General features: G+C 74.4%; 2 protein-coding genes and 3 pseudogenes. 3 read left to right on the top strand and 2 right to left on the bottom strand.

Going from position 1 to position 4,710, the window contains the following annotated elements; translation table 11 throughout:
* The 3 pseudogenes from AC2W7A_RS09675 to AC2W7A_RS09665 form a co-directional block, all read left to right on the top strand.
* Positions 1-514 (top strand): annotated as a pseudogene (locus tag AC2W7A_RS09675) (J domain-containing protein); the annotation flags it as partial.
* A gap of 155 nt (positions 515-669) precedes the next feature.
* Positions 670-1,129: pseudogene (locus AC2W7A_RS09670) on the top strand (tRNA (cytidine(34)-2'-O)-methyltransferase).
* Positions 1,130-2,125: 996 nt separating this feature from the next.
* Positions 2,126-2,461: pseudogene (locus tag AC2W7A_RS09665) on the top strand (anti-sigma factor); the annotation flags it as partial.
* Positions 2,462-2,679: 218 nt separating this feature from the next.
* On the opposite strand, the gene AC2W7A_RS09660 reads toward AC2W7A_RS09665, so the two are convergent.
* Positions 2,680-3,456: a PIG-L deacetylase family protein gene (locus AC2W7A_RS09660; RefSeq protein WP_485991174.1), complete on the bottom strand. Its 777-nt coding sequence runs from the start codon at positions 3,454-3,456 to the stop codon at positions 2,680-2,682.
* A 65-nt stretch (positions 3,457-3,521) separates the two neighbouring features.
* Positions 3,522-4,710, bottom strand: a 1,189-nt coding sequence (locus AC2W7A_RS09655) for a S1C family serine protease (protein ID WP_485991173.1), incomplete at its 5' end; no start/stop codon positions are given.

Raw genomic sequence — 4,710 nt, 5'->3', positions numbered from 1 at the left:
GCCGTCAGGCCCGGTGCTGCGCCTGCTCGACGCGGACGTCGCCCCGGTGCTGCCCGCCGCCCGGTTCCTCACCGGGCTCGGCCTGGGCGGGCGCTTCCAGCGGGCCCTGGACGTGGACCACGCCGTCCTCTGCGGGGACCGGCTCGCCCTGATCGGCTCCATGCAGGTCCCGGACGGCGTCTACACGTGGGACGGCGCGACGCTCTCCGCCCATCGCTCCGCCGCCTCGCCGCCCCTGCTGGGCCCCGCCATGAGCACCCTGCAGCGGGCCCTGCCCCAGGTCACCGTGGGCGGCTTCGTGCTGGTGATGACCGACCGGGACGAACGCCTCTCCCCGGTCATCCGCCACACCCGCGGCGCCGAGGACCCCGCCGCCCGCGAGGACCTGCTCACCGCGGCCCCGGCCCCCGGGCGTGGCCTCGTGCGCGAGCTCCTGCTGTTCCTCGGCACCGGCTCGGCCCCGGACACGGTGGACCGCGCCGCGCTCGGCCTGCTCGTCGACCAGCTGTACTGAGCTCGTCGACCAGCCGTGCGGAGGCCGTCCAGAGGCTGTCGCCTCGCGCCCCTACGATGGAGGGCGTGTCCGCCACCGTCCCTCCCCGCCGCACCCAGAACCCGCACCTGACCGCCGAGCGCTCCCCCGCTCCCGGCACCCCTGGGTTCCACCTGATGTTCCACACCCCGGAGATCCCCGGGAACACCGGCAATGCCATCCGACTGGCCGCGATCACCGGCACCCGCCTGCACCTGGTGGAGCCGCTCGGGTTCACGTTCGAGGACGCCCACCTGCGCCGTGCCGGCCTGGACTACCACGACCTCGCAGTCATGACGACGCACCCGGACCTCGACGCCGCCCTGGACGCGCTGCCGGGCGCACGGGTCTTCGCGTTCACCGCCCGGGGCGAGATGCGCTACGACGAGGTGACGTACCGCCGGCGACGTACTCCTGTTCGGCCGCGAGTCCACCGGGCTGCCGGACGAGGCCCTCGCCCACCCGCGGATCACCGAGACGGTGCGACTGCCGATGCAGCCGGCGCGGCGCTCGCTCAACCTCGCGAATGCAGCCTCAATCGTGACCTTCGAGGCGTGGCGTCAGCACGGATTTGCCGGCTCCGCCTGCCTAGACTGACAAGATCATGGACGCGACCTCCCCCGCTGACACCGGCCCGCACCACGACTCCGCCGACGGCGACGCCCTGCCCGCCCTCGACGTCCTCCTGCGCCTGAGCGCCGAGGGCGACCGCGCGGCCTTCGCCGCCTTCTACGACGCCACCGTCCCCTGGGTCCACGCCCTCTCCCGGTCCGTGCTGGCCTCGGAGAGGGACGCCGCCGAGGCCACCGCCCTCGTCTACCTCACGGCCTGGGAGGAGGCCGCGGAGGCCGACCTGGACCTCACCGAGGACGACGACGTCCGCCGCCGCGACCGCACCGTGTTCACCTGGCTCGAGGTCCTCGCCCACCGTGTGGTCACCACCCTGGCCCGCACCGACTCCCTGCCCGAACGCGGCCACGGCCTCCTGCCGGACAACGCCGGCAAGGGCGACCGGCTCCCCGCGGAGCGCCCCCTGAGCTGCACGTCCCTCACGGACGAGCAGTACCGGGCGGTCGCCGTGGCCTGGCTGGGCGGACGCACCGTGCGACGCCTGGCCGAGGAGCTCGACGTCCCCGCAGCGCGCGCCAAGGAGCTCGTCCGTGACGGCGTCCAGGCACTCGTGGCGGCACACCGGGACGCCGAGCAGACGAGCGGCACCCTCACCGGGCCCCTCAGCGCCACCCCGTCCCGCACCGCCGGCCTGACGGACACCGTCCGCGGTGACGTGGACGCCGGCCGTGCGCTCGAGCTGGCGGACCTCGCTGCCCTCGACGCCCTCGACGGCGACGAGCGGACCCTCGTGGAGGGCTCCGTGGCCGGCCGCGGACCGAGCGAGGGCACCCTGTGGCGCACCCGCCTGCGTGCCGCCCGCAACGCCGTCACGTGGGCGTTCCGCTCGCACCAGGAGGAGCCGCCCTCCGACCTGCTGGACCGTGTCCTGCGCCGGCTCCCCGCCCAGGACATCGGGGTGGCGCTCGTGGACCACGACCCGGTGCGGCACACCCCGAGGACGAGGCGCCGCGACGCCGCCGCATGCTCGTGGCCGTCGGTGCGGCCGTCCTGCTGGTCCTGGCCGCCCTGGTCACGGCGCTCGTCCTGCTCACCGGACCGGGCCTGCCGGAGCGGGTGGACCGGGCCGACGACGTCTACCGCTCCGATCCGGTGCAGACCCGCGACGGCGGCACGATGCAGGTGGCCACCTCCCGCGACATCGACGCCGGCTACGTGCGCCTGGAGGGGCTCGAGCCGCTGCCGCAGGGCCAGTCGTACCAGCTGTGGCTGCTGCCCAAGGACGAGTCCCAGCAGGCGCAGTCCCTCGGCGTGTTCGCCGCGGACGAGCTCACCGAGCCGGTCACGTTCCACGGCATCGACTCCCACGGCGCCGTTGGCATGACGGTCGAGCCGGAGGCCGGCGCCGAGCAGCCCTCGGACGACGTGCACTCCTCCGTGGTGCTCCGCCCGGGCAATGACGGGCCGCGCTACGGCGGCCGGTGGACCATGGACGGCTGAACCGTCCCGCATGCCCGCAGCACGAGGGGCGCCTCACGGCCGATGCCGTGGGGCGCCCCTCGTGCGTGTCAGCAGGCTCAGAAGCCGGCGATGGTGTCCGCTCCGTTGACCTCGACCAGGTGGAAGGACTCGGCCGACCCTTCCCCCGTGCCGCCGGCGCGGGCGAACTCGTCCCGCATCTGGCGGCGGACGAAGGCGCGCATGCCGTCCACGTCCGGGTGCTGGGACAGGTGGGCGTCCAGGGCACGGACCTTGAGCTCCTCCAGGCCCGTCACGTCCACGGCCGCGTTCACCCTGGCTCGCGGCGCGGCGTAGAGCAGCAGGTGGCGGATGCGGAACGCCTCCAGGCCCTCCTCCTGCAGCAGCTCCGGGTAGGCGTAGGGGTTCTCGACCGCCGGATAGCTGGCGCGCACCACGGCCTCGCCGCAGGCGAGGTGGTCCGGGTGGGAGCGCTGCAGACGCTCCCAGTCCCGCTCCGGATGGAGGCTGAGCACGACGTCCGGGCGGACCTGCCGCATGACCCGCACCAGGGCCTTCTGCACCCGGTGGTCCGGCTCCAGGTATCCGTCCCGCTCGCCGAGGAAGTGCACCTCGTCGACGCCGAGCGCCGCGGCGGCAGCACGCTGCTCGGCATGGCGCCGGGCGGTCATGGCCTCCGGGCCCTCGGAGTCGAAGCCCCCGGCGTCGCCGTCCGTGACGATGCACTGGACCACCCGTACTCCGGCGGCGGTGAGGCCGCCCAGGGTGGGGCCGCGGGCGCCGAAGTCCAGGTCGTCGGGGTGCGCGCCCACGGCGAGCGCGGTGCGCCAGCCGTGGCGTGCGGCGAGGTCTGCGGGGGTGAGGGGAGTCTGCATGGCTCCCATTCTCCCGGTTGCGGACCCCGCCGGCGTCCCCGGTGTCCCGTGCAGGCGTGCCCGGATCAGGACTCCTCGTCGTTCGCGGCGAAGGCGACCTGGAGGGTCCGGTCCTCCCCGTCCCTGCGGACGGTCACCTCGGCCTCGTCGCCGGGGGCGAACTGCCGCACGGTGGCGGTGAGGGACTCGCTGTCCTTCACCGGACGACCGTCGACCGCGGTCACGACGTCGCCGCGCCGCAGGCCGGCCTCGTCGGCCGGGGACCCGGAGACCACCTCCCGCACCTCGGCACCGGCGCTGAACTGGGTGCGGGTGCGGCGGTCGCCGCCCTCGATCTCGGCCTCCGCCGGCGTGACGGAGACGCCGAGGAACGCGTGCTCCACCTCGCCGTCGGCGATGAGCTCCTCGGCGATGCGGTGGGCGTAGTCGCCGGGGATGGCGAAGCCGACGCCGATGTTGCCGGACTCGCCGCCCTGACCGCCGGCGGAGGCGATCGCGACGTTGATGCCCACCAGGTCACCGTGCGCGTCCACGAGCGCGCCGCCCGAGTTGCCGGGATTGATGGCCGCGTCCGTCTGCATGACGTTGAGGAAGACAGAGCCCTGGGCCTGCCTGCCGCCGGGCTGCTGCGGGAACTGGAACTCGTAGGGCGACCCCTGGGCGGTGTCGTCCGGGACCTCCGAAGAGGCCACCGCGATCGTGCGGTTCAGGGTCGAGACGATGCCGTCGGTCACCGTGCCGGCCAGACCGAGCGGGGCACCGATGGCGATCACCTGGTCGCCCACCGAGATGTCCTTCGAACGGCCGATCCCGATCGGGGTGAGCCCCTCGGCCTCCACCTTGATCACGGCGAGGTCGGACTTGGGGTCCGTGCCCACCACCTTCGCCGCGTAGACCGTGCCCTCCGCCGTCTGCACGGTGATCTCGGCGTCCGAGGTCTGCCCGCCCATGGTCACGACGTGGTTGTTGGTGAGGATGTGCCCCTCCTTGTCCAGGACCACGCCGGAGCCGGACCCGCTGCCGGCTCGGGAGGCCGTGGAGATGGTCACCACCGAGGGCGAGGCCTTGTCCGCCGCACGGGCCACCGTGCCGTCCTCCCCTGTGGCCGGCTCGGCCGTCTCCGTGTCCGTGACGCCGTCGGCGGCACCACCGCGGTCGCCGTCGTCCTCCCGGGCGTCCTTCCGGCCGCCGTCCGCCTCCCCGGTCTCCGCCGCCGCCGACGCCGCCGGGTGGAGCTGATCCTGGCCACCCACC

Source organism: Micrococcus sp. LASM2_SD2 (assembly GCF_057364565.1).
Note: the sequence above shows the minus strand (reverse complement) of the source record. Positions and strands in the feature narration are given on the sequence as shown.

Bases quoted from the DNA above. Each gene is read 5' to 3' on its own strand.
- AC2W7A_RS09660 (WP_485991174.1), bottom strand. From the start codon at position 3,456: ATGCAGACTCCCCTCACCCCCGCAGACCTCGCCGCACGCCACGGCTGG.